The sequence below is a fragment of the Mycobacterium sp. ITM-2016-00316 genome (genome assembly GCF_002968335.2).
Lineage (GTDB): Bacteria > Actinomycetota > Actinomycetes > Mycobacteriales > Mycobacteriaceae > Mycobacterium.
On record NZ_CP134398.1, the window covers coordinates 1,850,806 to 1,870,974 of the forward strand.

Genomic DNA, 20,169 nt, shown 5'->3' on the forward strand with positions numbered 1-20,169 from the left:
ACACCTCTGACAAGGTGTCGTCAATGACGTCGACCCGGCGCCTAATCAACCAGTTTCGTACGTGCCGTCTTCCAGAGCCCCCTTGATCCAGTCATCGAAATCGGGAATCCCAACTTCCGAAAGTGCACTATCCAAATAGATTCGAAACATGTCGTTGAATTCGAACCACTCGTCGTCGGCGCATCGGCGGTACTCGTGGGCGAGTTCGTCGCGGGCCTCAATACCCGAATCCATGAGTTCCTCGGCGAGGGCGACCAGTGCCGTGGCGAAGTCCAACCATTCTTCGGGAGTGCTGGCTCCGTCGGCGTTAGGCGCCGCCGCAGCAGCGCCCGCTAGTCGAGTAAACCCGTGATCACCGAACTCGCCCGTGTAACTGATCAGGGCATCCTTCCCGTCGGGCCAACCGGCCAGTCCGTTGATCGAGACCTCGGACATCATCGAAAGCCCTGAACCGCTCAGCACCGACCACTCGACGGTGTGTCCACCATCCCAGTTGAGAAATACTTCGTTCTCAATGTGCGAGCCGTCCCATGGAACTACCGACCACAGGCTGACGCGGAAACGTCCGGGTGTCACGACCTCCGGAAGTTGATGCAGTGGGTCTTCCTGCCAAGGTTCCAACTCGATGTCGAATCCGGTGTCGGTGGCGGTGATCTGTTCGGGCCGGATGCCACGTTCGTGCAGTCCCAGCACCTGGTCCTGCGGCACGCCCTTGTCGAGGAAATCGACCGCATCATCGGTGTCTAGCTCGGCATCGGTCCATTGAAGGGCGAGAGCGACCGGTACTGCGGCATCGGCGTATACCTGCGCTTCTACTTTGGGCACACCGGCCGTCAGCCATTCGGATGCGTCGGCTTCAGGGTGTTCAACGGACATGTCATCCCTTCATGGTGTGCGGTGGGCGATTGCAGGTGGATGCCTTCAGTTTCGCGTACAACGAGCGGGCGCGATGGAAGTCTCGTGCGTTTGCGCCCGATGCAAATGTTGCACACCTGTCGGAGTCTCGTAGTTCAATCATCCCGTGGAGGAAGTTGAACCCGGGGGATCCAGTAATGCCGAGCAGTCCGTTCAGGACGCGATCCTGCAACTGCTCGACACCGACAGCGACCTGGACGACGCTGCCCGCGAGCTCGTCCTTGGCGCCCTCGCGGAGGTGGTGGATCAGAACGCTGGGTCCACAGCGGACCTGTCGCCCACGTACCTGGCCAACATCACGGTGTCCGGCTTCCGCGGCATCGGCTCCACCGCCAAACTCGACCTCCACCCCGCGCCGGGGCTGACCGTGATCAGCGGTCGCAACGGCTCCGGCAAGTCGAGCTTCGCCGAAGCCGTCGAGCTCGCACTGACCGGCAGCAGCTACCGCTGGCGGGGTAAGCAGGCGCTGTGGTCAGAAACCTGGCGCAACCTGCACAAGCCGAACCCGTGTGCGCTGCGGGTCGGCTTCACCCGCGAGGGCAGCGGGCCGGTCAAGATCGGAGTGGACTGGGAGCCTGAGGCTGAACTGGCCGATCGCACGCTCTGGACACAACGCGACGGCGAGCAGGCTACCGACGGGATCGAAAGCCTCGGCTGGGCGGATGCACTGGAGCTCTACCGTCCGGTGCTGACGTACGAGGAGCTCGGCAGGCTCTTCGACGGTGGACCGTCTGCTCTGTACGACGCGCTGGCCCAGCTCCTTGGTCTCGAAGTCCTTGCCGCCGTGGAGAAGAAGCTGGCCGCCAACCTCAAGGAAGCGAAAGCGATCCGCGACACAGCTGATGGCGCACGCAAGCAGGCCGTGGTCGCGTTGTCAGCGTCCGATGATGAGCGGGCCGCTCCGCTGGTGAAGCTGCTGAAAAAGCATGTCCGCCCACTCGACGAGATCGTGGCCGCGGTGACCGGCACTGGCCGTATCGACCGCGAGGTGATTCGACCGCTCGAAACACTCAGCCAGATTGCGCCGCCGCAGGTGGCCGACATCGAGAGTTGCGCGGCGCGGATGCGCGCTGCCGCGGACGCACTGCGGCGTAGCGAGCAGGACTTGGCCGCGCTGACCGCCGAACGCGTGGACCTGCTGAACAGTGCGCTGGACTATCACTCGCGCGCCGGCGATGCTGACTGCCCGGTATGCGGGGATGGCCGCCTCAACTCCGCCTGGGCCGATCGTGCGCGGACATCGGTCGCCGAGGGCGAGCGATCAGTCACCGAATACCGCGCCGCGGCAGCCGACGCAAAGTCGGCCCGCGCAGATGCAGAGGCCCTGGCAAGGCAACTGCAGCCCGCGCCAGTGGTTCCCGGGGTTGCACCGGCGACCTTTGACGCCTACAACACGGCAGCGGAGCGGGCGCGGGCGCTACCCGTCGATCACCAGGAATGTGCGGCCCATCTCGAAACGGCACTGCTGGACGCCGTAGGAGCCGCTGAGGCCCTGCGGGACGAGGCGACAACGGCACTGGCTGAACGCGAGGACGCCTGGGGTCCGCTGGCAGAACAAGTGGCAGCGTGGATCCCGTCGGAGCGCCGCGCCCAACAACTCGATGGCCAGCTCAAGGCGATCACCGCCGCCCGGAACTGGGCCACGAAGCGAGGTGCCGAGTTCCGCAACCTACGACTCAAACCTATTGCCGCCCAGGCCCGTCAGATCTGGGCTGAACTCCGTCAGGAAAGCAACGTCGACCTTGGCGAGATCACATTGGCCGGCACCGCAACCAAGCGAAAGGCCGTGCTCGGCGGCTCGGTGGATGGCGAGCCGACGCAAGCCCTGTCGGTAATGAGCCAGGGGGAGCAGAACGCCGTCGCGCTCGCACTGTTCCTGCCGCGTGCCACCTCGGTGAAGAGCCCTTTCCGTTTTGTGGTGCTCGATGATCCGATCCAGGCCATGGACCCATCCAAGATCGACGGGTTCGTCCGAGTCCTCACCGATATCGCCCGCACCCACCAGGTTGTGGTGTTCTCCCACGACGACCGACTGGCCTCGGTCATCAGAGAAACTGGGATCGACGCACGACTGATCGAGGTCGTTCGCGAATCTGGCTCCAAGGTCAGGACGCGCCCCAATATTGACCCCGCTCGGCGCCTGATCGACGACGCGTTCGCCATGATCCAGGACGACAAACTCCACGACGATGTGAAGGGCCGGGTGGCGCCGAACCTGTTCCGGATGGCGCTGGAATCGGCGGCCAAGCAGGCGCACTACGCACGGCAGTCGATGTCGGGGACGGAACGGTTCGTTGCCGAGGGGCAGTGGCAGGCCGCGAAGACTACCCGCCAGCGCCTCGCGCTGGCAGTTCTCGGTGATGCGAAAGCCGATGTGTCGAGTTGGATCGGTGCGCAACCGGGCCGAAAGAACGTGCTGGATATCGGAAATGCCGGTGCTCATGGCAAGGTGGGCAAGCTATCCAAGGCGGATGTGCGTGACCTAGAACGCGCGGTCGCCGATCTGGTCGGTGCGCAATGAGCGCCGTCGAATTGTTGGGTCAAGCGCAGCGGGTGCTGAATGAGCCACGTAAGGACGGTCTCTCATCGCGCATGGCGGCAGTCCTGGCGCGGCAGGCGCTGGAATTGATTGTCGATCAACGGTGCATCGAAGTTGAAGCGCCGGCGTCATGGGCCAGCATGCGCAGCAAGCTGGCGGTGCTGCGTTCTTTGGACACAGAGGAGGCGGCCGATTCAGCCGCGATCGCGTGGAACCGGCTCAGCAGCGCGTGTCACGTACACGCTTTTGAGTTGCAGCCATCGGCGGCCGAGGTCGAGCACCTCTGCGGTGTTGTGGCGTCGCTGCTGTCTGTATGAGTGTCAGGTGCTGATGCCGACGTTCCGCCTTGCGATTTTCGCGTGACGCGATTGGCTGCATCGTATCCACACTGCGGCGTCCAGCAGGCGAAGTGTCGAGATAGAACTAGTCGGTGCGTTGTCTGGACGGCAGGCTTCGATCGAGTCCCGGACCCCGGGGTCGCTCAGGCAGGCACGCAGGGCGACCCATGAATCGTCTCCGAGATTCAGCGCTTCAATGATCACGCTGTCGACCACTGGGATCAGTCGGGGCCGCTTGCGTGCCATCAGCTTGCTGGCCCGTGTCCTGCCCACCTTGGGGAGCACGCGCAGCGCCCAGTACAACGCCTCGGCATGCGCCAGGTCCTCGTCGGACACATTCCACAGGTCCACGTCGTCGGGGACCGCCGCGAGTAGATCGCTGAACTTATCCGCGTCGGTCTTCAACAGACTGCGGACGGACGGCGGCGGGAGCGCCACGTCGAGCAGAGTCACCGCCAGTAGGTCCGTCGTGGTGAAGCGATCGCGGTCGTTGTCGGGCAGGGTATCGAACGTCGTCGCGGCAAAAGGCCCGTCGGTGTCGAAGAACTGCTCAACGAGCCGCTTGGCGGGCTCGCCGACGAAGGACAGCACCCGGCTCTGAAGATCGGTCATTTCAGCTGCCGTCCTGGTCGCGCGTAGCGGTCATGAATTGCCTTGACCTGCCCCGCCCAAAAAGCCAGCTTGTCGTCGGCAGTGGCCGTATTCGGCAGCAGGCCCAGCTCAGTGGCGAACTTATAGAAGCCTGGGCCAGGATCGTTCTGGCCGGTGTAGGACACGATCGCCGACAGCATGACTTTGGGGTCGCCGATGGTGCGGAGTACAGCTTCGCCGAGCACTGCGCCCACCGCGGCGCGGTCGCGTTCCAGGCCGAAGTCGAAGGGGATGTGACCGGCCCGAGCCAATGCCGAATTCAGGTCGCTGTAATTGGTGGTGCGCTCCGACTGCGCCTTTTCGGTCAGAAAGCTGACGACGTTTTCAACCATTCGGTCCCACTCGTCGTCGCTGCGTCCGTACACCCGTGCATCCTCCCCAAAGTCAACGGCTCATCAATTCTCGCAGAGCGTAACCGTGTGGTACGACAAGCCAGCAGCTCCGTTGCTCAGTCGCAGTTGTCGCACTGTCCTGTCATGGGTAGGGCCTGGTTGCACCTGGAGCAGAAATTCAACGGCACATCGAGCTTCGCCTGAGCTTTCTTGAAATCTTTCTTCGCCTGAGCCTTTGGCGTCAGTGTTGGCTTGCCGCCGTCCGGTGGAAGCTCAGCACCGAAGAATCTGTAGCACTCCAAGCGCGTATAGGCAGCGTGTTCGTCGAGATCGTCGAGGCCCTGGGGTAAAGGCTTATGTTCGTTGCCTGAGCTGGCGCGTTCGGCGGCATCAAGAGCGAACTTGTATCCAGCCCCTACTGTTCCATCTGAAGTCACACACAACGACGTCAACTGCGGCCATCCGTTACTCGCACACACAGAAATGACCCGACCGAGGACATCTCCGATCCAGTTCATCACTAGGCCTCTGTGCGTGATGCCGGTCTGCATTTGGACAAACTCAGCCAGCTGCGAATACGTCACAAAGCCGTTGTACCGCTTTGCTGTTTTAGTCAGTAGCGCTACCGCATGAGGCTCCCATGCATCGAACGCATCTTGCATCGAGATCTTGTGGCCTTCTTGGTTCAGTGGCACTGCAATCCCCTGTCGTTTCTGGGCGGAACTTGATCCGGGCATTTGTTGCAGTTGTATCTGGTTCGTGCTGATCTGCGGTCAAGGACGGACATCGTGGGTGCCGCTATCGCCCAACCGATTTCGCTTTGAGTTTTGTGACTTTCTTCTTCAGCTCGGCGCGGGCGGCGATCAGGCGATCTGGATTGACTTTGCTTGAGAGCGTCTCCCGCGGCTTTCTTCCAAGAAAGAACGCGATCCGTTCTGCATTCGCACCGCTGGGGTGCGGCAGGCCGGCTAAGACGCGGGACTGATCAAGACCGGCTTGGGAAGTGGCGAACTCGACGACTTCACTGACTTGCGTGCCCAAGGGCACGAAGATGCTGCGGCGGAGGCTGGCGACCTCTGGCACGAAGCCGAGTTCAACCTGTTCCCGCAGTATCGGTGTCGACAGCACTGGCGGTGCGCCGGAGTAATTCTTTCCGTCAACGAACACTGGATTGCGGCATACCGATGTGAAATGCACCAGGCTGGTATCGCCGTCCCACAGCAGCGCCGTCGACCGCACACCAAGCAGCTGATTGACTCCGATGCTGTCCAACATGGCGACGAGATGCGTACGCATGGGCCCAGAGAAGCTGGCAAATGACCCGGCGGCAGCGAGCGACTCCGCTCCGTTGAGGCCTGCCAGTAGTCCGCGCCGAGCCTCTCTCAGAGCGTTGCCCATCTGCTGCCGTCCTGGGGTTAGCCCAACTAGAACGATGCGGGCTTCAGGATCCGCGTCATCAAATGGGGCGTAAGCGATGTCAATGCGCTTGTTGCCTGCCGTGCCGCTGCTAAGTAACAACCGTTTCGGAGTCTCGATCTCCTCCGAAAGTTGCTCGTCAGACATGCTTCGCAGCATCGGTGCGAAGCGCGCGAACATGTCACGCTGGGTGTCCATCGTGGTCCTTCGGTGGTGCTGTACACGGTCATGTCACCGGAACGGCCAGGCAGCTGTCCGTCCACGGCGACGTTATCGCGCCGACGATGGCTCCGCGGGTTGTTCGTCCTGATAGCTCGTTTGCATGGAGTCAACGCCTGAACTGCGGGAAGAGGCGGCCTGCCACGGTCTGCTTTAGGGATGCGCCTGAACGCTTCGGGTATCAGTGCAGACTTCGACAGCACCTGTGTCACCCCTCCGCCAAGTCCGACCGCTGATCCTCACTGAAAGCCGGCATCGCAGCTTCGGCGTCGACCAACTTCGCGGTCCGGTACCCCCGCACATTCCCCGACATGGCGGCCATCGCCTCCCGGGACTTCCCCCGGCCGTAGGTGACCGCCTGCTCGGCCCTGACCCCGAGATCCTTGCCGACCTCGACAGCGTCTTGATCGGCGCCCATATAGAGGAACTCCCACCCGAATTGGTTGGTCTGCTGCTCGACCAGTGACTTGATTGCCGGCCGACTCCACTCGCGGCTGGAGTTCTCCATGCCGTCGGTCATGATCGCCACGACGACCGAGCCGGGCCGCTCGTCCTCGGCTAAAGCGTTGATCTCGGCTGCCGTGTCGGTGATGAGCTTGCCCATCGAGTCCAGCAGCGCGGTGCTGTTGCGTGGATTCAGTTCCAGCGCAGGCACTTCGCCGACGGGCACGGCGTGGTAGACGACCTCGTATTCGCTGTCGAACTGCGCGAGCGTGACGCGGCATTCCCCGTCGCCGGCGCGCTGCTCGGTGAGGAACGCGTCGAAGCCGCCGACCACGTCGGACTTGATCGACTGCATCGATCCGGAGCGATCCAGCAGGAAGGCGATGAGGGTGAGGTTCTGGTTCGGCATGGTCGATTCCTTTCGGTTGTTGACTACCGAGGCTTGGTGTTTCGGCGCGGCTTGAACCGCATCGGCTCGGCTGGGGGAGCGGGTGGCAGTGGAGTCTTGGCGTGCTTGTCGCTACGGGCGCGTTTGACGTCTTCGGCGGTGATCCGGTCGCCACTGCTGACGTACGGGTTCAGTCTCGGCGTACTGGCGAGGCGCGGGCCGACCGCGTTCTCCGTGAGGCCGGCGCTCTTTCCGGCCGCCGCGATCGACATTTCGTCGTCGACGACGGCGCGGGCCAGCTGCTCGTCGAGTAACTGGCTGACCTCTGTGAGAACCGACCGAAGGTGTTGCAGGGCTTGGTCGGCGGTTGCAGCGGTCTCGGCGTGTGCGAGGTCTGCGCGGATGCGTTCGTACCGGCTGGGCATGTGCCACCATACCGCACAAAGTGCGGAGTCCGCAATAACTGCGGATATCGAGATTCGTCATGGCCAGTCCCGCACCACGGCCACCAGGCCTGAGTGGTCGCTTTCGCCCGTCAACCGTGGGTCGTGGTCGAACTCGCAGACGCTGATCCGCGGCGCGAGATCCGGCGCTGCGTAGACGTAGTCGAGCCGGAAGCCGTTGTCGCCCGGTCGGCTGAACCAGGAGTACTCGCGGACGTCGGGGTGCAGTGATCGCCACATATCGGTGTACCCGGAGGCGATCAGCCGGCCGGGCATTTCCGGTCCGATGAACTTGGCTCCCCGGGGATCCTTGTCGAGATCGTTGGTGCCGGTGTTGAAGTCGCCGATCAACAGGTCGATGCCTTTTGACGAGGCGTCCCGGATCAGCTTCTCCCAGTAGGGGAGCTTCGCGGTGTTCTGCGGCATGTACACCCCGCATACGTAGGCGCCGTCGATCTCGGCGCACCACAGGTGTCGCGGGTCGAGCGACTCGCTGAACGCCCATGACCGCTCGATGCCGATGCGCGCGGCGATGAGCACGGTGTTCTCCTTCGGCCCCACCGGTGGATGCGAAGTGTCGTAGCCGACCTGCTCAAGACGGTCGATCAACCGCGCGCCCACCGCGTTGGCGCGGAACTCGGTGACCACCAAAATGTCGGCGTCGTAGCCGAGCAGTCGGGTGGCCAGCGCCTCGGCGGACTTGGTGCCGCCGTGCCGGATGTTGAGTGTCGCGAGCCTCGTGCCCACCGAAGTGTCCTCTCGCTCGACGTGGAATCTCCAGCGAGCCGATCAGTATGAGGGCGGGTACCGACAAGTCCGCTCAGCTGGGCGAATCCATCCACCGGGGCGCGAACCCGATGTCGAGTCGCACACTCGCTTGGTATCCCGACCACGTCGCGATTCCCGGTGGCTGGCTCCCGTAGATCCCGCGCGCCGCCGCGACGACGCGCGGGTACTCGGCGGGCCACCGGATCGCGTCGGCGATCTGCTCAAGCTTCTCGCGGTCACGACCGAGCACCCTGTCGACGAGGTCGACCGCCGGCAGTGCATGTCGTTTGTCGGTGTTGCAGCGCGCGCACGCCAACACGAGATTGGCCAGTCCGTCGATGCCGACGAGTGACCACGGCAGCACGTGGTCGATCGGGCTGTCGGCCGGCAGATTGGTGTCGCAGTAGAAGCAGCGCGCACCGAACGCGTCCTTGAAGGGACAACGCACCGCGGCCAATGCGGTGCGGTCCCGGCCGAACAGATGCCCGGCGATATCCGGCACCTCGGCGGTGAGAAACTTGTTCATCCGGCGCACGTCGTCGACCCACATGATCTCCAGCGCGGGCTTGAGCAGGCCGGCCAGCCGGGCAAGGCCGGCCGCCACGCCCGGCATCAGCACAATCGCGTCACCGTGGGCTCGCAACGTTCGCCGGGACACGTTGGCGTGCAGGAAGCTGTCGTCGTACAGGAACGGATCATTGGCGTCACCGGGAAGTCGCTGCAGCCGAAACAGCGGCTGCTGCGCCAGGCACAAGCCGATCTCGTCGATGGATGCCTGGTAGACCTCCGGCGCCGTCGTCATCACCACGCTCAATGAGGAAGCCGACGTCGCAGCGCGCAAGGCCCTGACGGCCCGCGGGATTCGCTCTTTCTCATTGCTCGACTGGCGCAGGTCATGGCCTTCGAAAGGGCGAACCTGACGCCAGTACAGCTGCAGCACCCGGTGCGCGAGGTCGGGGATCGGCACGGCCAGCTGGTCCGCCGGGTACTCGGGCAGGTTCTCGATGCAGTGGTCGATGAGCGCCATCAGGATCGCGAGTTTGTAGGTCGCGACCCGCACCCCGGTCTCCAGGATCGCCACCATGCGCTGCCCGAGCAGCAGGGGGTCGATGGCGTGCGGCACAAAGCCTTGGTAACGGGGCGCCGCCCATCCGGCTCAACTTGTCGGTGCCCGCTGTCATTCTGTCCGGCTGGCATGCGCACATCCGTCGCAGTCAATCGTGATGGGAGCGGAACGGTGAGCAAGGGTTCATCCGGTGGGTCTGGCGGCGTGGGCGTCCTGTTTGTCGTCATCGTCGTGCTCATCGCGGCGGTGCCGAAAGAGGTGTGGATCACCCTCGGAGCCATGACTGCACTCATCCTGGTGATCTGGATGGTCTCCAAAGCGGTTGAGGCTGCCGAGAAGAGACGTGTCGAGGAGCAGGAACGTCTACGCATAGAACGCGTGGCGCAGGCGGCCGCCGCCAAGCATGAACGCGTGGAGTGGGAGCGCCGGGAGAAGCAGGCGCGCATCGACATGCTCGGGCCGCAGAATGCAGTGCTGATGGAGTCTGCGCTGAGAGCGGTCAAGCAGGTTGCCGGCACCGAGGCCGCTCGCGCCGGGTGGTTGGGTGATGTCGACTTCAGCACCGATATTGCCGGGATCGCCGACGGCTTCGCGAAAGCGCATGCCCTGAACGCCGTGACGGGCAAGCTGTCGGCGCTGACCAAGCCGAACGCCGATGACCGCCGAATCCTCGCGGAGGCGCGCACCACCATCGCGAACCTGGAACGCACCGCGATCGAGCGGGTCGAACTGATCGCTCAGTGCGCCGTCGAGGCACGACACATCGACGCTTCGTTGCGCGCCGAGCGCGAGGATGCCCGCGTTGCCGAACAGCGGGCCGAGCTGCACGGCACGCTCAGCGCGATGCTCTACGGCATTGAGGCAACACCGGACTCCACGCCGACGAACTCGGCGGTGGACGCGGTGATGGCGCGGGTGCAGGCCTACCGGGAGATCAAAAGCCAGATCGAACAGGCGCGCGGCGCCGGCGCCTGACGAAGCGGTACTTGGTGCCGCGGGACCAGTCCGTGGCGTCGTACGGTGTTTTCATGTCGAAGTCCCAGCGCCCTCGCGGCGGCGCACCGGCCGAACCCGACCTGATGGGTGAGGTGCGCACGGCTGTGGCCGATCCCGACCCACTGCACCTGCTCAGCTACGTCAGCATGCTGCTGACCGCGGTGGATCCCCGCCGCAAGAAGCATCCGTTCGACGCTCCCGACGGGCCGAGCCGCGAAGAGTTGGCGGCGATGTTCATCGACGTACCGGCGCCGGAGACCACCGCACTGCTGGCCGTCATCGCCGCCCTCGTCGACGACGAGATCCTGCGGGCGCGGATCCGACGAGAACTGGCCGCCCGGGATCACACCACACCGGACTGGCTGAGTCGGCTCGACCAGACATCGGCGTACCGCGCTGTCCGCATGACGCACATCCTCGGTGACGGCGACAACATCATGATCGGCGCGCGGGTGGCGGGCGGCTACGAGGCCACCTGCGTCGTCTACGTCGACCACAACATGGGGCAACTGGTCAAGGACGCCTTCGTCATTCCCGAATCCATCGAGTACGTCGTCGGCCAATACCAGAGCCTCGACGATGACCCGGACACGACGTGGGAGGACGTGAGCCTCGCCGATGCCCGCGCGTGGATCGAACCCGCGATCGACATGGCGGCTCGCACCTACCCGCCGCTGGAAACCGAATCCTGGCCGGCGTGTCGCCCCCTGGTCGAGTGGCTCACCCGCACACTGCCGGCCGGCGGAGCCGGTTATCAACGCCCGCAAAGGAACACCGACAAGCTTGATCTACTCGCCGATCGATTCTTCGGCTCGCTGCCGGGTCGTGCTTTCGACGACGCCGATCATCGCGGACTGCTGGACTCGATATTGTGGTACGCCACCGATTACGGGCCGGGTGACCCGTTGCGCTGGAGTGACGTGCGTATCGAAATTCTGTTGGCAGACTGGCTGCCCCGCAAGGTCATTGCTGCCACCGAGTACCTGGCTCTGGCGCCCGAGCTGCTGCGGGCCTTCGTGTGTTTCGCGCACGACGAATCGGGTGTGCGTGCGGATCTCACCGACCAGACCTTGAACGCCATCGATGCCTGGACCCCCGAGTACATGCGGGCGATCGCTGCGCCCCGGCAGTCGTTCGGTGCCCTCGGATTCGATCCTCGCGAGCTCGACGAGTCGATCGAATCAAACTGGTTCGAGGAGCTGGAATTGGACGGCCTGGCAAAGGGAGTCGGCGGTCATGAGCAGTTGGACGCACTCGACACCGCACCGTTGCCCGACGAGCCGTTCGACTGGTCGCGCATCCCTGATGACATCGACGCCCGCGTCGCCGAGGTGCTCGAGTTGACCGACCGGTGCTGCGATGCGCTGCTCGACGTCGAGTACCGCACGGTGTGCCGACGGGTACTGGCTCGCGTGGCGTCCCGCGCTCCGCAGGTGTTCCGGCGCAAAGGTCGCGTGGAAACCGCGGCAGCGGCCGTGGTGTGGATCGCCGGCAAGGCGAACGGATTGTTCGACTACGGAAGCCGACTGCGAACATCGGACATCGTGCGGCACTTCGATATCAAAAGCAGCCCATCCCAGCGCGGAGAGGTGATGCTGCGGGCCGGCGGATCTCCGTCCGAGTACCTCGATGTGCGACTCGGCTCGGCGGACTATCTGGTCTCCACCCGCCGGGAGTGGATCATCGGGCGCCGTGATCATCTCCGACAGCGGATTTCGGCAGACTGACGGATCCACTCCCGGCTACACGCACGAGCGAGCCGGCTGCTCGGAGACGAGTTCACCCTGCGGGATCTGCGGTTGCTGCATGAGGCGATCGTGGGGGAGACGTTGCAGCGCGACACCTTTCGGCGCGCCGTGGAGCCGCACCTGGAGCCCACCGGTGAACGGGTGGCCCTCGGTCGGGGGCGTCCGGCTGAACTGTTCCGGCGCAACGCACATCGCACCTGACTTGACGTTCAAGCGGCGCTCGCCGGCGCCAACATCTCCTACTGGTGGCCGTGATCAGGCCCTGATCACGGCCACCAGTGCAGCGTCGATGATCTTGTCGTCACGAGTGGCAACGGTGAGGTTGCGGCGCAGTGCCTGCGCCACGATCGCCCGATCGAATGGGTCCTTGTGTTGCCACGGGAGCCGTCCGGCGAGGATCGCGTCGGCAGACTCGATGGGCAATTCCACGGCGCTCATGCCGGCAATGATGTCCGGCCAAGCCGACAGTAACGCCTCACCATCGAGTCTCCCGATCCTGGTTTTGATGGCGATTTCCCACGCGGAAGCGGCACTGACGACGACGTGGGTTTCGGGTTTGATCAGTTCTGCCATGGCTGCGGCCTCCACTTCGGCCGGTGAGCTGGCCAGCCATAGGAGGGTGTGGGTGTCCAGAAGAACGTTCACGACTCGTCTGCGCCGTCCCATGCGTGTAGTTCGGCCTCGGGCAGCGGTTCATCAAAGTCATGGGGGATGCGCAGGGCTGGCAACTGGCCGAATGTGCGCGGAAGGGGCTGCACCGGTACCAGCCTGGCAATGGGGCGGCCATGATTCGTGATGGTCACAGATGCGCCGGTCCGTTCAACTTCGGCCAGGATGCGATTCAGCTGGTTCTTGGCTTCCGTGCTGGTCACCGTGCTTTCCATACGCCCATGGTAGATCGGAGAAGCTAATCGCGCTAGCGTAACTAGCGCAATAAGATCGGTAGGCCGAGGGCAGCAAGCGATCAGGCCTTCCGCCTCAAGTAAGACGCCCGGCCCGCAGCGCCGCCCTTGCCAACGCGGCAGCTGCAGGACTGATCCAGTTGAGGTCGGCGAGCCGCCGCGGCCGATCGCAAACGTTGACCAGCACATCGTGCGCGGTCAGCCGGTACAGCACGTCTGACGGGACGGGTTCACCGTCCTCGCGACGCCAGCCCAGCTGGGTCAACGCTTCGGCGATGCCTTTGAACCGAACGCCGCCGTCCTCCGCGCCGCCGGCCTGTGCCAGGAACAACAGCGTGGCGTGGCATTCGAACGCTTCGCCGTCAGAGGGAATCAGTCGCGATGCGAGATGGCGCCACAACACCGCCGGATCGCGCTGGGCGGCGATGCCGGCCTTGGTCAGCACCAGCGAGCCCTTCAGCTTGCGCAGCAATCCCATCGCCTGCAAGGACTCCCGAAAGTTCAGCAGTGCAGGGCAATTGGCTTCACGGTTGTTCTTGCCCATCCACTCGGCCACCTGCGGCACCACCGCTGCTGCGGCGGTCATGTCAGAGGGTTTCAGATAGCCGGCCGATGTCAACGGGATGGCGTCCTTCACCGCCCGGTCCAAGAACCATTGGTGTGCGGTCAGATTGGCTCGCAGGATGTCGTCGTCGACGATGGTGGGTGCCGAACTCAACTGGACAAGGCCCGCGACGAAGTTGACGAGCACGGGACCGTCCGGCAACCGGCTCAACAGGGAGATGAGGCGCGAATCCAGCCCGCCCAGCACTGCGGAGACGAAGGGACCGTGCAGTGCCTCGTTGAGCCGCGCGAGTTCGAACAGTTCCGGATCAGGTAGCACCGTGGCGAGCTGCACGGAGCGTTTCATCGCCTCCAGGCCTGCGGGTTTTCCTCGCGAAAGCCGGTTAGAGGTCGCGCGAACAATCACCACTCAACTGCTGTACATCCGATCGGAGCTGGTGTCGTGATCGATTCCGGACGAAGAGTGTGTCAACCCGATCGCTCCCAGCATCTAGTTGTCGCTCATTTGTCGCTCATAGGTGGGCACCGACGGACCCGTCTTTTTCGCGGCAACGCGGATGACCAGTGTGACCCCGCAACAACTCACCGGGATACTTCGCGTCGCACCCGGGTAACCTCAACCCCAATGGACGACGGATCAGGGGGACCCCAATGAGCCTCGTACTGGGCCTTTCGGTGACTTCGAAGGACATCCACGGCGAGCTAGTCGACGGTGACACCGGCGAGGGCCAGCCGATCGACCGCGCCGTCGTGGACGCCGACCACATCGACGAGTTCCTGGCAGAACTCCCGGCCGATGCCGACCTGCGCGCCGTCGGCATCACCTGGTCACACGACGCCGAAACCGAGGCCGTCAAGGTCCGCGAAGCCCTGGACGCCTACGCCGGCGGCGCACCTGTCGTCGCCGTCCGCGATGTGGAGGCGACCGCAGCCCTGGCCCGCGGCATCGCCGATATCGCCGGACACGACTTCGCCGTCATCTGCGTCGTCGAGCCCGACGGGGCCGTCGTGGCCACCGTCGACGGCTTCGAGATCCACGTCGAAAGCATCGACCACGCCGACGCCGCCACCCTGAACGACCGGGTCCGCGCCATCGTGCGCGCCGCCCGCCCCAGCCCCGACGCCGTCTACATCCTGGGCTCGCAGGACCCCGACGACCTGGTCGCCGCCGTGTCTGAGGAAACAGACCGCCCCGTCATCACCGCCACCGAGGCCGACTTCGCGCTCACCCGCGGCGCCGCCCTGGCGTCCGCGCTCACCGCGAACGCACGCGAAGCCCCCGAAACCAAGAAGCGCATCACCCGCGACGGTGCGCTGGCCATCGCCCTGGGATCCGCGGCGGTCGTCTTCGTCGTGTCGCTGTCGGTCGCGCTGACCGCCCCGCAGGCACCCGAACCGCCGCCGCAGCCCGTGGCGGCCGTCGAAACGGCTCCGCCACCGCCTGCGGCGCCGCTCAGTCCGGTACCGCCGCGCGCGTCCCGGGAGATGGCCCGGACCCTCAACATCGCCCCGGCCGCCCCGGCGCCGCCACCACCGCCGGCTGCCGCGCCCGCACCACCACAAGCCGCACCCGCACCACCACCCCCGCCGGCCGCGGCCCCCGCACCGCTGCAACCGTCGGTGCCCGCGGTGCAGGAGCCGCGGCTGCGGGACCGCATCCTGGACCGCATCCCGATCATCGGCCGCTTCAACTGACCACCTGCTCGCTCTGACGCGCCACGCGCATCCGGCTACGTTGTAAGCCGTGAGTGTCACCCCGGCAGACCTGACCGGCACCGAGCGCGCTGTGCTGCTGGTCCTGATGGCCGAATCCCGCCCGGTGCCCAACCCCGACCTGATCGCGCTGGGCCCCCGCCTGGAGAAGGCCGGCCGCGACAAGCTCAACAGCCTCGGCCTGATCGAATCCGACCGCACCGGTGGCCGTTTCGTGCACGAGCTCACCGACCGCGGCTGGCGGGTCTGCCGCGACATCCTGAGCGCCGCCCCGCCCGCCGGCGCCACCGGACCGGCGAAGACCCTGGGCACGATCCTGCACGGCTTCGAGCGCTACCTGCATCGCGCCGACCTCAGCCTGGCCGATGTGTTCTGGCCCGACACGCCGAGCGGCCCCGCCGACCGGATCCGTGACGCCTACACCGCCCTGGCCGCCCGCCCCGGCGCCTGGGTCGCACTCGCGACACTGCGCGCACAGCTCGATGACCTGCCCCGCACCGCGATCGACGACGCGCTCGGCGAGCTGTACCGCGCCGGCGCCATCAGCCTCATCCCCGAGGAAAACCAGAAGGTCCTCACCCCGGCAGACCGCGCCGCCGCGCTGGAAGTCGGCAATCAGGCCAAGCATCTGATTAGCATCGAGGCTTAATGCAGGATGCACATCGCGACGCGCTCGCCGCGCTTCGCCTCACCTGGGCGCCCACCAGTGACGATCTGTGGCGCCCGCAGGCCACCCACGTGGACGGCCTCAACGAGCGCGCCATCGAGGACGTCATGGACGCGTTCGGCGACGCGCTGCGTGATCCCGACACCGCCCCGCTGGGCGTCGCGATCCGCGGTCAGGCCGGCTCGGGCAAGACCCACCTGCTCGGCCAGATCCGCGAACGCGTGCAGGCCGGCGGCGGATTCTTCTTCGTCGTCGAACTGCTGGACGCCGCCAGCTTCTGGGAATCGGTGCGCAGCGGCGTCCTGGAGAGCCTCGGCCGCCCCGGTGAGCACCGCGAAACCCAGCTCAAGGACCTGCTGTGGGAGTTGTCCTCCATCGCGCACGTCTCGCGCGCCGACCGCCGCGCCATCATCGGCGACGAGGACCTCGAACCCGAGGTGCTCGACGACTTCGTCAACACGCTGGCCAAGGCGCGCCGCGATGTCCGCGACTGCCACCAGACCCTGCGTGCGCTGGTGTTGTTGGCCGCCAACGATCTTGGCGCCCGCGATATCGGCGACGCCTACCTGCAGGCCAGCGAGGAGGTCGGCGCCGAGGACCGTCAGGCCTGGCGGTTGCGCGGCACCAGCCCGTCCGCGCAGCAGTGCGTGCGCGATATCGCCCGGCTCACCGCGCTGGCCGGGCCCGCGGTGCTGGCGCTCGACCAGATCGACACCCTGCTCGCGCAGACCTCCACGCGCACCGACGAGGCCGGACCCGACGCCGACGGCGTGCTCGAGCAGGTCGCGCACGGCCTGATGTCGCTGCGGCAATCCATGCGGCGCACCGTCGCGGTGGTGGCGTGTCTGCCCTCGGCGTGGGAACGCATCCGCGATCACGCCACCGCCAGCGTGTCCGACCGGTTCCGGGTCACCGCGCCGCTGGCGCCGCTGCCCAGCGCCGATATCGGCCGCGCCATCCTGGAACGCCGGTTCGCCGCCAGCTACGCCTCGGTCGGGTTCACCCCGCCGTACCCGAGCTGGCCGATCCTGCCCGCGGCCTTCGACGGCGCCGCCGGGCACACCCCGCGCCAGCTGCTGATCCGCGCCGACAAACACGTCCGCGACTGCCTGCTGCGCCGCGAGGTCATCGAGATCCACCGCTTCGGAGCCGTCCCCAAACCGTCGGATCCCCAGCCGGACAACGACATCGACACCTCGCCGATCGACCGGCGCTTCGCCGAGTACCGCCGCCGCGCCGTCACCGCCGCCGCCCTGGACCCCGACGGCGAGGACACCGCGGTGCCCGCCCTGCTCAACGCCGCGCTGACGGCGTGGATCGTCGAACACGGCGATGACCAATCCTACAAGTGCGACCCGCCGCCCGGCTCACACGTCGTGCTGCACGCCCGGCTGCGCCACACCATCGACTCGGCCACCGACGACGAACGGCACTGGGCGTTTCGCGCGGTCGGCGCCACCAACGCCGTCGCCGCCCAGAACCGCATCAAGAAGGCCTACAGCGCAACGGGTCTCGGGTCCGGATCGGACCGGCGCGGGCTGTTCCTGCTGCGCAACGACCCCTGGCCGAGCGGACCGAAGACCCAGAGCCTGATCGACGAGGTCAAGGCCGCCGGCGGGCGGACTTTGGCGTTGGCCGACAACGACATCCGCACCATGGCCGCGCTGCGCGACCTGATCGCCGAGGACGTGCACGGGCTGACCGACTGGCTGCGTGAACGCCGGCCCGCGCACGGCATTACGCTGTTGCAGGAGGCCCTGGACTTCGAGGCGCCCGCCGCCGTGGTCGTCGAGCAGCCGGTAGCGGAACCCGAAGCGGAACCGCTGCCGGAAACCCAGGTGTCCGACACCCAGATCCCGCTCGGCATCGACCTGCACACCGACGAGACGGTGGCGATCGATCTGGCCATGCTGCGCAAGCACATTGCCATCTTCGCCGGCTCCGGGTCGGGCAAGACGGTGCTGATCCGCCGCCTCGTCGAGGAGTGCGCACTGCGCGGGGTGTCCGCGATCGTGCTGGACCCCAACAACGACCTGTCGCGCCTGGGCACCGCGTGGCCGGTGCTGCCCAACGGCTGGCGGCCCTCCGACGAGGCCCGCGCCCAGGACTACCTGCAGAACACCGAGGTCGTCATCTGGACGCCGCGCCGCTCCAACGGTCGCCCGCTGGCGTTTCAGCCGCTGCCCGATTTCCCGAGTGTCGTCGATGACCGCGACGAGTACCAGGATGCAGTCGAATCGGCCTGCGCCGCACTGGAACCCCGTGCGCTGATCGCCGGGCAGACACAGAAGGCCAACCGGTCCCGCGCGGTGCTGCGGGAAGCGTTGCAGCAGTACGGCCGTCAACCCGCGCCGACGCTGGACGGGTTCATCGACATGCTCGCCGACCTGCCCGACGACGTCAGCAACCTGGCCGACGGCCGCCGCATCGCCGCGGACATGGCCCAGGATCTGCGGGCCGCGATGGTCAACGACCCGATGTTCGGCGGCGCGGGCCAGCCCGTCGACCCGGGTGTGCTGCTGACTCCGTCGGAGGGCAAGCGGGCCAGGGTGTCGGTGATCAGCATGATCGGTCTGCAGTCCGACGAGGCGCGCCAGGGCTTCGTCAACCAGCTGCAGATGGCGTTGTTCGCCTGGATCAAACGCAACCCGGCGGGCGACCGGCCGCTGGGCGGGCTGCTGGTGATGGACGAGGCGCAGACCCTCGCCCCGTCGCGCGGCACCACGGCCAGCACCCGCAGCACGCTGGCGCTGGCCTCCCAAGCCCGTAAGTACGGGCTGGGCCTGGTGTTCGCCACCCAGTCGCCGAAGGGCCTGCACAACCAGATCCCCGGCAATGCGACCACCCAGTTCTACGGGCTGCTGAACTCACCGGTGCAGATCGGCACCGCCGAGGAAATGGCCAGGGCCAAGGGCGGATTGGTGCCCGATATCAGCCGCCTGCGGGCCGGCAACTTCTACGTCGCCACCGAGGGGGAGGCGTTCCACCGCGTCGTCGCGCCGTGGTGCCTGTCCTATCACGCGGCCAGCCCGCCGTCGGCCGAGGACGTGCTGGCGTTGGCGCAGGCGGATTGACGCTGCGCGGATTCGGGTACGCGCCACAGCATGGATGTGTACAACGTTGCTTTCGAATGGACCGACACCAACAGACACTGGCTGGTGGAAGTGCCCATCAGAGTCACCGCGTACCTGGTCATCGCGCTGATCGCGCGCTATCTGATCCACCGCGCCATCGACCGCGCCACCACCGGCAGAAACCCGAAGATCGTCGCCGAAGCCCAACCCGACGCCGGCGAATCCCCGTCCAAAAAGCCGCCCCTGCTGCGCAATCTGCGCGAACGCTCCGGTTCGGCGAACGCCGCCAAGGTCGCCGCCCGCCGCCAGCAGCGCGCGCAGACCATCGGGTCGGTGCTGAAGTCGACCGTGTCGATCGTGTTGCTGGTCTGGGTGGTGCTGACCATCCTCAACGTCTTCGGGGTGAACATCGCGCCGTTCATCGCCTCGGCCGGCGTGGTCGGCCTGGCCATCGGTTTCGGCGCGCAGAACCTGGTGCGTGACTTCGTGACCGGTGTGTTCATGCTGCTGGAGGACCAGTACGGCGTCGGGGACACCGTCGACCTCGGCGAGGCCACCGGGGAGGTGGAATCCGTGGGCCTGCGCATCACCACCGTGCGCGATATCGACGGCACACTCTGGTACGTCCGCAACGGCGAGATCGCCCGGGTCGGTAACATGAGCCAGGACTACGCGGTCGCCCGCGTCGAGGTGCCCGTCGCGCTGAACGCCGACCTGCATGAGGCCGAGAGGGTCGCGCTGGACGCCGCGCGGGAGGCGATCAAGGACGAGGCCATCGCCGCCAAGGTGATCGGCGAGCCGGAGATGCTGGGTGTGCAGACCATGTCGGTGGACCAGGTGACGCTGCGGCTCACGCTGAAGACCAAGCCCAACGCGCAGTGGTCGGTGCAGCGCCGGCTGCGCCGCGAGATCCTGCGGGCCTACGACGAGAACGGTATCGACCTGCCCTACCCGCTGCTGCGGGCCTCCGCAGGGGCCGAGTAGCC

21 protein-coding genes are annotated in these 20,169 nt (G+C 66.0%); 9 read left to right on the forward strand and 12 right to left on the reverse strand.

The annotated features are described in order from the left end of the window. Nucleotides 1–45: 45 nt before the first annotated feature. The gene (locus tag C6A86_RS08820) at nt 46–876 is read right to left on the reverse strand and encodes a hypothetical protein (RefSeq protein ID WP_105363132.1); all 831 of its coding nucleotides are present in this window, start codon (nt 874–876) and stop codon (nt 46–48) included. Between the two features lie 145 nt (nt 877–1,021). Here C6A86_RS08820 and C6A86_RS08825 point away from each other — a divergent pair, with 145 nt between their 5' ends. Further along, nucleotides 1,022–3,436 carry an AAA family ATPase gene (locus C6A86_RS08825; RefSeq protein ID WP_105363133.1) on the forward strand — a complete coding sequence of 805 codons (2,415 nt, stop codon included), beginning with the start codon at nt 1,022–1,024 and terminating at the stop codon, nt 3,434–3,436. Further along, on the forward strand, nt 3,433–3,771 hold the full coding sequence (locus tag C6A86_RS08830) for a hypothetical protein (protein WP_105363134.1): 339 nt from the start codon (nt 3,433–3,435) through the stop codon (nt 3,769–3,771). The genes C6A86_RS08825 and C6A86_RS08830 overlap by 4 nt, the downstream gene beginning before the upstream one ends. Before the next feature lie 3 nt (nt 3,772–3,774). Here the strand turns inward: C6A86_RS08830 and C6A86_RS08835 are convergent, their stop codons facing one another. The 8 genes from C6A86_RS08835 to C6A86_RS08870 form a co-directional block, all read right to left on the reverse strand. Next, a complete protein-coding gene (locus C6A86_RS08835; protein ID WP_105363135.1) occupies nt 3,775–4,404 on the reverse strand; it encodes a DUF6308 family protein in 630 nt (209 codons plus the stop codon). Continuing rightward, complete coding sequence (locus C6A86_RS08840; RefSeq protein WP_311101087.1) at nt 4,401–4,775, reverse strand: hypothetical protein; 375 nt, start codon at nt 4,773–4,775, stop codon at nt 4,401–4,403. The genes C6A86_RS08835 and C6A86_RS08840 overlap by 4 nt, the downstream gene beginning before the upstream one ends. Nucleotides 4,776–4,891: 116 nt before the next feature. Continuing rightward, nucleotides 4,892–5,470, reverse strand: coding sequence for a hypothetical protein (locus C6A86_RS08845; RefSeq protein WP_142406967.1), 579 nt, complete (start codon nt 5,468–5,470; stop codon nt 4,892–4,894). A gap of 103 nt (nt 5,471–5,573) precedes the next feature. Next, nucleotides 5,574–6,389 carry a hypothetical protein gene (locus C6A86_RS08850; RefSeq protein WP_105363136.1) on the reverse strand — a complete coding sequence of 272 codons (816 nt, stop codon included), beginning with the start codon at nt 6,387–6,389 and terminating at the stop codon, nt 5,574–5,576. A gap of 229 nt (nt 6,390–6,618) precedes the next feature. Next, nucleotides 6,619–7,263 carry a vWA domain-containing protein gene (locus C6A86_RS08855; protein ID WP_105363137.1) on the reverse strand — a complete coding sequence of 215 codons (645 nt, stop codon included), beginning with the start codon at nt 7,261–7,263 and terminating at the stop codon, nt 6,619–6,621. A gap of 23 nt (nt 7,264–7,286) precedes the next feature. After that, a complete protein-coding gene (locus C6A86_RS08860) occupies nt 7,287–7,667 on the reverse strand; it encodes a hypothetical protein (RefSeq protein WP_105363138.1) in 381 nt (126 codons plus the stop codon). A gap of 57 nt (nt 7,668–7,724) precedes the next feature. Then, nucleotides 7,725–8,432 (reverse strand): endonuclease/exonuclease/phosphatase family protein, encoded by a 708-nt coding sequence (locus C6A86_RS08865; protein WP_105363139.1) that lies wholly within the window; start codon nt 8,430–8,432, stop codon nt 7,725–7,727. Nucleotides 8,433–8,505: 73 nt separating this feature from the next. Further along, nucleotides 8,506–9,576, reverse strand: a complete 1,071-nt coding sequence (locus tag C6A86_RS08870) for an HNH endonuclease (protein WP_233212981.1) — start codon at nt 9,574–9,576, stop codon at nt 8,506–8,508. 114 nt (nt 9,577–9,690) lie between these two features. On the opposite strand from C6A86_RS08870, the gene C6A86_RS08875 reads away from it, so the two are divergent. The 3 genes from C6A86_RS08875 (at nt 9,691) to C6A86_RS08885 (ending at nt 12,464) form a co-directional block, all read left to right on the forward strand. Next, on the forward strand, nt 9,691–10,494 hold the full coding sequence (locus tag C6A86_RS08875) for a hypothetical protein (RefSeq protein ID WP_233212982.1): 804 nt from the start codon (nt 9,691–9,693) through the stop codon (nt 10,492–10,494). A 53-nt stretch (nt 10,495–10,547) separates the two neighbouring features. Beyond that, entirely contained in the window at nt 10,548–12,242 is a 1,695-nt protein-coding gene (locus C6A86_RS08880; RefSeq protein ID WP_142406968.1) for a DUF6398 domain-containing protein, read from the forward strand. A 90-nt stretch (nt 12,243–12,332) separates the two neighbouring features. Further along, nucleotides 12,333–12,464 (forward strand): hypothetical protein, encoded by a 132-nt coding sequence (locus C6A86_RS08885; protein ID WP_311101088.1) that lies wholly within the window; start codon nt 12,333–12,335, stop codon nt 12,462–12,464. A 54-nt stretch (nt 12,465–12,518) separates the two neighbouring features. On the opposite strand, the gene C6A86_RS08890 is transcribed toward C6A86_RS08885, so the two are convergent. The 3 genes from C6A86_RS08890 to C6A86_RS08900 all read right to left on the reverse strand — a co-directional run bounded on the left by C6A86_RS08890 (nt 12,519) and on the right by C6A86_RS08900 (nt 14,075). Further along, nucleotides 12,519–12,908 carry a type II toxin-antitoxin system VapC family toxin gene (locus tag C6A86_RS08890; protein WP_105363142.1) on the reverse strand — a complete coding sequence of 130 codons (390 nt, stop codon included), beginning with the start codon at nt 12,906–12,908 and terminating at the stop codon, nt 12,519–12,521. Further along, nucleotides 12,905–13,147: a type II toxin-antitoxin system Phd/YefM family antitoxin gene (locus C6A86_RS08895; RefSeq protein WP_067999278.1), complete on the reverse strand. Its 243-nt coding sequence runs from the start codon at nt 13,145–13,147 to the stop codon at nt 12,905–12,907. Before C6A86_RS08895 ends, C6A86_RS08890 begins: the two co-directional genes overlap by 4 nt. A 94-nt stretch (nt 13,148–13,241) precedes the next feature. Next, nucleotides 13,242–14,075, reverse strand: a complete 834-nt coding sequence (locus C6A86_RS08900; protein ID WP_105363143.1) for a hypothetical protein — start codon at nt 14,073–14,075, stop codon at nt 13,242–13,244. A 305-nt stretch (nt 14,076–14,380) separates the two neighbouring features. Between C6A86_RS08900 and C6A86_RS08905 the strand changes: the two genes are divergently transcribed. Genes C6A86_RS08905 through C6A86_RS08920 form a run of 4 tightly spaced genes read left to right on the forward strand, consistent with a single transcriptional unit; the run spans nt 14,381 to nt 20,167 of the window. Continuing rightward, nucleotides 14,381–15,424 (forward strand): hypothetical protein, encoded by a 1,044-nt coding sequence (locus C6A86_RS08905; protein ID WP_311101089.1) that lies wholly within the window; start codon nt 14,381–14,383, stop codon nt 15,422–15,424. 49 nt (nt 15,425–15,473) lie between these two features. Then, nucleotides 15,474–16,091, forward strand: a complete 618-nt coding sequence (locus tag C6A86_RS08910) for a hypothetical protein (RefSeq protein ID WP_105362728.1) — start codon at nt 15,474–15,476, stop codon at nt 16,089–16,091. Continuing rightward, nucleotides 16,091–19,183 (forward strand): helicase HerA domain-containing protein, encoded by a 3,093-nt coding sequence (locus C6A86_RS08915; protein ID WP_105362729.1) that lies wholly within the window; start codon nt 16,091–16,093, stop codon nt 19,181–19,183. The genes C6A86_RS08910 and C6A86_RS08915 overlap by 1 nt, the downstream gene beginning before the upstream one ends. A 30-nt stretch (nt 19,184–19,213) precedes the next feature. Next, a complete protein-coding gene (locus C6A86_RS08920; protein ID WP_105362730.1) occupies nt 19,214–20,167 on the forward strand; it encodes a mechanosensitive ion channel family protein in 954 nt (317 codons plus the stop codon). Nucleotides 20,168–20,169 lie beyond the last annotated feature (2 nt).

What these genes read in the sequence shown, in the direction of transcription:
- C6A86_RS08820 (WP_105363132.1), bottom strand. Translation starts at nt 876, where the DNA reads ATGTCCGTTGAACACCCTGAAGCCGACGCATCCGAATGGCTGACGGCC.
- C6A86_RS08830 (WP_105363134.1), top strand. Translation starts at nt 3,433, where the DNA reads ATGAGCGCCGTCGAATTGTTGGGTCAAGCGCAGCGGGTGCTGAATGAG.
- C6A86_RS08835 (WP_105363135.1), bottom strand. Translation starts at nt 4,404, where the DNA reads ATGACCGATCTTCAGAGCCGGGTGCTGTCCTTCGTCGGCGAGCCCGCC.
- C6A86_RS08840 (WP_311101087.1), bottom strand. Translation starts at nt 4,775, where the DNA reads ATGGTTGAAAACGTCGTCAGCTTTCTGACCGAAAAGGCGCAGTCGGAG.
- C6A86_RS08850 (WP_105363136.1), bottom strand. Translation starts at nt 6,389, where the DNA reads ATGGACACCCAGCGTGACATGTTCGCGCGCTTCGCACCGATGCTGCGA.
- C6A86_RS08855 (WP_105363137.1), bottom strand. Translation starts at nt 7,263, where the DNA reads ATGCCGAACCAGAACCTCACCCTCATCGCCTTCCTGCTGGATCGCTCC.
- C6A86_RS08860 (WP_105363138.1), bottom strand. Translation starts at nt 7,667, where the DNA reads ATGCCCAGCCGGTACGAACGCATCCGCGCAGACCTCGCACACGCCGAG.
- C6A86_RS08880 (WP_142406968.1), top strand. Translation starts at nt 10,548, where the DNA reads ATGTCGAAGTCCCAGCGCCCTCGCGGCGGCGCACCGGCCGAACCCGAC.
- C6A86_RS08895 (WP_067999278.1), bottom strand. Translation starts at nt 13,147, where the DNA reads ATGGAAAGCACGGTGACCAGCACGGAAGCCAAGAACCAGCTGAATCGC.
- C6A86_RS08900 (WP_105363143.1), bottom strand. Translation starts at nt 14,075, where the DNA reads ATGAAACGCTCCGTGCAGCTCGCCACGGTGCTACCTGATCCGGAACTG.
- C6A86_RS08905 (WP_311101089.1), top strand. Translation starts at nt 14,381, where the DNA reads ATGAGCCTCGTACTGGGCCTTTCGGTGACTTCGAAGGACATCCACGGC.
- C6A86_RS08915 (WP_105362729.1), top strand. Translation starts at nt 16,091, where the DNA reads ATGCAGGATGCACATCGCGACGCGCTCGCCGCGCTTCGCCTCACCTGG.
- C6A86_RS08920 (WP_105362730.1), top strand. Translation starts at nt 19,214, where the DNA reads ATGGATGTGTACAACGTTGCTTTCGAATGGACCGACACCAACAGACAC.